Genomic DNA, 4,914 nt, shown 5'->3' on the forward strand with positions numbered 1-4,914 from the left:
GCCGGGCGGCGGGGGCGGGACATCGCGGTTCCAGGGGTGGACGAACCGTCAGTATCACGTGGGGGCCTGCGATTCCGGTGATCAGATCGAAGAGATCAGCTCGGCCACGGCGGGCTCGGTCGCGCGGCTGGTCACCAGGGAGGTGGTGTCGCCGAGCTTGCGGTAGGCGTGGGTGGCCAGGCAGGCGCGGGCCACGTCCGCGAAGTCGGTGACGGCCGGCGTCGCGGCTATCTTGTCGACCGCTGCGGTGTCCTTGGCCAAGGCCGCCTGACGGAGCCGGGATTCGAGATCGACGAGTTCCCGCGCCGCCTCGCGGGCGCCCTCCGGGGTGGTGGGGAAGCCGGGCAGGGCGGCGGGGACCGCCGGGTCGTCCGTGATCTTCCGGGCGAGCGCGGTCTCGTTGTCGTAGAAGTGGAACGTGCCGGCCTGGTGGATGTAACGGCCGGCGGGTACCCCGAGCAGACCGGCGGCGTACTGCTGGAGGCCCATGAACAGGAAGGCGTCGTAGGGCAGGACGGTCAGTGCCTGCTGGGCACGCATCACGGTGAGCCAGACGAGGGCGCCGTCGCGCAGGAAGAGGTGCACGCCCACGGCGCAGGGGTATTCCCGCGACTGCCGGAAGTTGTCCTGCGGCTCCAGCACCAGGGCGAAGGCACGGCGGTGGGCGGGGTCGCGCTCGATGCGGCCGACGACCTCCTCCAGCTGGTTCCCGTTGGCCGTGATGAGCCGGTGGCCGAAGGCGCCGCTGAGGGTGTGCTGGTCGTCCGAGTACTCATGGGCGCCCCGGCGGTAGTACGCGGGGGTCTCCACGTCGTTGCGCCCGTCGAGCGACCAGGCGAGGAGACCGAAGCAGTAGGAGAGGTTCACCGGCAGGTGCGGGGTGACGGCGAGACAGGACGTCGGGTCCTCGATCGTGCTGCGGTGGGCGATGACTTCGCGGTAGGGACGGTCGTTGCGGCCGAAGTCGGATGCCTTGGAGAGCGGGTCGCGGACCGAGGGAATGTCGCTTCCCTCGTCGAGGACCGTCTGGAGGCCGGACGTATAGGCATCAGCAAAAGAACGGAAAACATCCATGTCGCGTTCCTTAATTCTGAGAGCTGCCCGGGAGATGGCGAAGAGTTCACCTCGCGTCCACCGGGACAAACCATCGTGACCTGTTGGCCAGCTACCCGAACGATCCCACACCAGCCACCCGATCATTGTCAACCAACCCCTTACGCAGGGGAGTTGCAGTCTCCGCGCGCCTCCCCGGTTGCCCATGAATCAGTAAAGCCACGGAGCGTTGACATCCAATGGAGAGCCCCTGCTAGTGTGCGCGCTTGAATTTCCGGTAATTACCTGACCGCCGGTGGAATGAGGTCAAATAATGGCTGGTTTCAATCGCTCCACCCCGCCATGGCTGAACGAGCGATGGCGCATCGGGTGGGGCACCGGCGTGGTGCTCGTGACCTACGCGGGGCTCATCGCGGTCCACCCCACCTCGAAGCACGGCGTGGGTGGCCCGATCGCGCTGCTGGCACTGGTGGGTTACACGCTCGGCGCCCTGCTGATCGTCTCCGGCGCGGTGGCCCGGCTGCCTCCCACCACCGTGGCGCTGTTACCCGTGGCCATCACGGTGAACATCGTGATGGGCAAGATCGTCTATTTCAGCGGCCTTCCCCTGCAACTGGACTCCATCGGCACCGTGCTGGTGGGAGTCGTCGCGGGGCCCGCCGCCGGGGCCGCCACCGGGGCGCTGGCCAGCGTCATCGTGGGTATGACGATCACCCCCGGCGCCCTGCCGTACGCCGTGACGGCGGCCATGATCGGCTTCACCGCGGGCGTGCTGGCCCGCGCCGGGATGTTCCGGCGGCTGCCCACCGCGGTGCTCGCCGGTGGCTTGATCGGAGTGGTGGCGGGCGTCATCTCCGCCCCCATCACCGCCTTCGTCTTCGGCAACGCCGGCGGATCGGTGGGCCAGTCCGCGCTCATCGCGACCTTCCAGGCATTCGGGAACGGCATGCTCAAGGCGGCCACCCTGCAAGGGCTGGTGGCCGATCCGCTCGACAAGGCGCTGACGGTGGTACTCGCGATGGCCATTCTCAAGGGCCTGCCACCGGGATTCCTGCACCGCTTCCCGTTCGTCCGGGACCGGCACGTCCTGGCACCGCGGGCCGAGTTGGTGAGGGCGGCGTGAACACCGTGCGGAACACCGCCCACGCGGACGGCGTTTCGGGGATTCACCGGCTCAATCCCCTGACGAAACTCGCCTTCGCCGTCACGGTGACCGTCTGCGCTTTCGCCGTGGTGGATTACCGGTGGCCCTTGCTGCTCTTCGCCGCCCTCCTCCTACCGGTCGCGATCGGTGCGCGAGTATTACGCCGATTCCTCCTCCTGCTCGCCACGTTCTGGGTTCCGGTGACCGTGGTCCTGTTCGTGATCCAGGGATTCTTTCTTCCCGGCGCCCACGATGTGCTCGCCCGGCTCGGCCCGCTGGAACTGAAGCGCGAGGGCGTCTCTTTCGCCCTTCAGACGGCGTTGCACATCCTGGTGCTGATGAGCGGGTTCTTCCTTCTGCTCCTCACCACCCACGCCGGCGCGTTCATGAGCGCCCTGAGCGAACGCAACGTGTCGCCGAGCCTCATCTACATCGTGTCGGCGGCGCTTCAGATCGTGCCGGCGCTCAACCGCCGCGCCACGCGCATCCTCCATGCCCAGCAGGCACGCGGCCAGGTGATCCACGGGCTGCGCGGCCGGGCGCGGGCGCTGGTGCCGCTGATGGGCCCGCTGATCCTCGGCGCCTTCACCGACGTGGGCGAACGCGCCGCCGCCATGGAGACCCGGGGCTTTGGCGCCACCCGCCGCCCCACGAGCCTCACCGAGGTCCCCGACAGCGGGGTACAGCGATGCCTCCGCGCCGCGATGCTGCTCTGCGCCGCGGCCGCGGTCACCGTGAACGTCTGGGGAGTACTGCGTTGATCGAAGTCAAGGGTTTCTCCTTCACCTACCCCACCGGCTCCCGGCCGGCCCTCACCGATGTCGCCTTCGAGGTCGCCCCGCGCGAACTGTGCGCGGTGGTGGGCGGCGGCGGTGCGGGCAAGAGCACCCTGGCCGGCGTGGTGGGCGGCACCGTTCCCCATCTCACCGGCGGTACGACGGAGGGAGTGGTCCGGGTCAACGGCCGGGACCTGGCCGAAACGCCGCTGTCGGGACTGGTCGGCGAGGTCGGGCTGGTCATGCAGAATCCGTTCAACCAGATCTCCGGCGCCCGCTTCTCCGTACGCGAGGAGATCGCCTTCGGCCTGGAGAATCTCGGCGTCCCGCGGGACGAGATGGCGGCCCGGATCGACCCCGTCCTGGAGGACCTCGGACTCACCGGGGTGCGCGACCGGTCGCCGTACGAACTGTCGGGCGGCCAGCAGCAATTGCTGGCCATCGGGTCGATCCTGGTCATGCGGCCGACCGTCATGGTGCTCGACGAACCGACCTCGCAGCTCGACGCGGCCGGGAACGCCCTGGTCTTCGAGGCGCTCGGCACCCTCAAGGAGCAGGGCGTGACCGTTCTGCTGATCGAGCACCGCATGGAACGCCTGGCCCGCGCGGCCGACCGCGTCCTGGTGCTCGACCGGGGAGCGATCGTGGCACAGGGCCCGCCCGGTGAGGTACTGGCGGACGAACGGCTGGAGGAATGGGGGGTCTCACCGCTGCGCTACACGGTGGCCGCGCGCCGTGCCGCGGCCCGGCGGCTCTGGCCGGACCGGAAGCCGCTGCCGGTGACGCTCGACGCCGCCGCCGAGGGATTCGGCGAGACGGTGACCCGCCTCGACCGAGGAGACCGAGGAGACCGACGATGATCATACGGATCGATTCCCTGACGTTCCGCTACCCCAACGGCACCACGGCCCTGGACGGGGTGTCCTTCGGCGTCGGGGCCGGTGAACGGGTGGCGATCGTCGGTGCCAACGGCGCGGGCAAGAGCACCCTCGCACGGCACCTCGTCGGCATAGAGCGTCCGGCTTCCGGAACCATCGAGATCGACGGCCGGCCGACCGACGGGCTCGGCATCGCCGAACTCGCCCGCACCGTGGGGTTCGTCTTCCAGAACCCGGACGACCAGCTGCACGCGGCGAGCGTCGTCAAGGAGGTGGGATTCGGGCCACGCAACCTCCGCTTCCCGGCCGCGCGCCGCGCGGAGCTGGTCGAGTCGGCCCTGCGGCGGACGGGCCTCACGGCGGCCCGCGACACCCACCCCCATCACTTGTCGCTCGGCGAACGCAAGCGGGTGGCCCTCGCCTCGGTCCTGGCCATGGACACCCCGGTCGTCGTCCTCGACGAGCCGACGACCGGTCAGGACCACGCCTCGATCGTCCTGCTGGGGAACCTGGTCGACAGCCTGGCCGCCGAGGGCCGCACCGTCCTCGCCATCACCCATGACATGGACTTCTGCGTGGAGCACTTCGACCGCGTGATCGTCCTGGCGAACGGCCGGGTCGCCTGGGACGGCCCGGTCGCCCACTGGCCGGCGCATGTCGCCGACACGACCGACGAGAGCCTGGAACTGCCCCAGTTGACCCGGCTCGGCCGCCGACTGGGCTGGGAGGGACCGGTGACGACCGTGCCGGGCTTCCTGGACCGCCTGTCCTCCGGAACCGACCCCGCGCCGCTACCGTCCGCTCAGCCCCGTGTCCCCCTCCGTGACCGGTGAGGTCTGCGCCCGGTCTCGGCGTTCGGCGCGAGTACCGTCATGGCCGGCGTCGGGAGCCGTGCCGTCCCCGGCGCGTTCAGCGCGTCGTACCACGCGATCGTCCTCATCCGCGGACCCGGGCCGAGGAACACCCGGTCCCCACCCGGTCCCAAAAACGATCGAGGGGCGGTCCCGGATTTCTCCGAAACCGCCCCTGATCCGCGACTCTTTCGAGTCGGGACGACAGGATT

General features: G+C 69.6%; 5 protein-coding genes. 4 read left to right on the plus strand and 1 reads right to left on the minus strand.

What is annotated here, in order from left to right; translation table 11 throughout:
• Positions 1-81: 81 nt before the first annotated feature.
• The gene (locus tag CCN72_RS32680) at positions 82-1,074 is read right to left on the minus strand and encodes a thymidylate synthase (RefSeq protein WP_086811819.1); all 993 of its coding nucleotides are present in this window, start codon (positions 1,072-1,074) and stop codon (positions 82-84) included.
• A 292-nt stretch (positions 1,075-1,366) separates the two neighbouring features.
• Here CCN72_RS32680 and CCN72_RS39310 point away from each other — a divergent pair, with 292 nt between their 5' ends.
• The 4 genes from CCN72_RS39310 to CCN72_RS32695 are packed head-to-tail and all read left to right on the plus strand — an operon-like array spanning position 1,367 to position 4,684.
• Positions 1,367-2,176, plus strand: a complete 810-nt coding sequence (locus tag CCN72_RS39310; protein WP_158101457.1) for a hypothetical protein — start codon at positions 1,367-1,369, stop codon at positions 2,174-2,176.
• Between the two features lie 5 nt (positions 2,177-2,181).
• On the plus strand, positions 2,182-2,958 hold the full coding sequence (locus tag CCN72_RS39315; RefSeq protein ID WP_158101458.1) for an energy-coupling factor transporter transmembrane component T family protein: 777 nt from the start codon (positions 2,182-2,184) through the stop codon (positions 2,956-2,958).
• Entirely contained in the window at positions 2,955-3,833 is an 879-nt protein-coding gene (locus tag CCN72_RS32690) for an energy-coupling factor ABC transporter ATP-binding protein (protein WP_086811821.1), read from the plus strand. Before CCN72_RS39315 ends, CCN72_RS32690 begins: the two co-directional genes overlap by 4 nt.
• The gene (locus tag CCN72_RS32695) at positions 3,830-4,684 is read left to right on the plus strand and encodes an energy-coupling factor ABC transporter ATP-binding protein (protein ID WP_086811823.1); all 855 of its coding nucleotides are present in this window, start codon (positions 3,830-3,832) and stop codon (positions 4,682-4,684) included. The genes CCN72_RS32690 and CCN72_RS32695 overlap by 4 nt, the downstream gene beginning before the upstream one ends.
• Positions 4,685-4,914 lie beyond the last annotated feature (230 nt).

It is taken from the genome of Streptomyces murinus (assembly GCF_002154555.1).
In the GTDB taxonomy this organism is placed as follows: domain Bacteria; phylum Actinomycetota; class Actinomycetes; order Streptomycetales; family Streptomycetaceae; genus Streptomyces; species Streptomyces murinus.

Excerpts from the sequence above, each read along its gene's own strand:
- CCN72_RS32695 (WP_086811823.1), top strand. The coding sequence starts at position 3,830 with ATGATCATACGGATCGATTCCCTGACGTTCCGCTACCCCAACGGCACC.
- CCN72_RS39310 (WP_158101457.1), top strand. The coding sequence starts at position 1,367 with ATGGCTGGTTTCAATCGCTCCACCCCGCCATGGCTGAACGAGCGATGG.
- CCN72_RS32680 (WP_086811819.1), bottom strand. The coding sequence starts at position 1,074 with ATGGATGTTTTCCGTTCTTTTGCTGATGCCTATACGTCCGGCCTCCAG.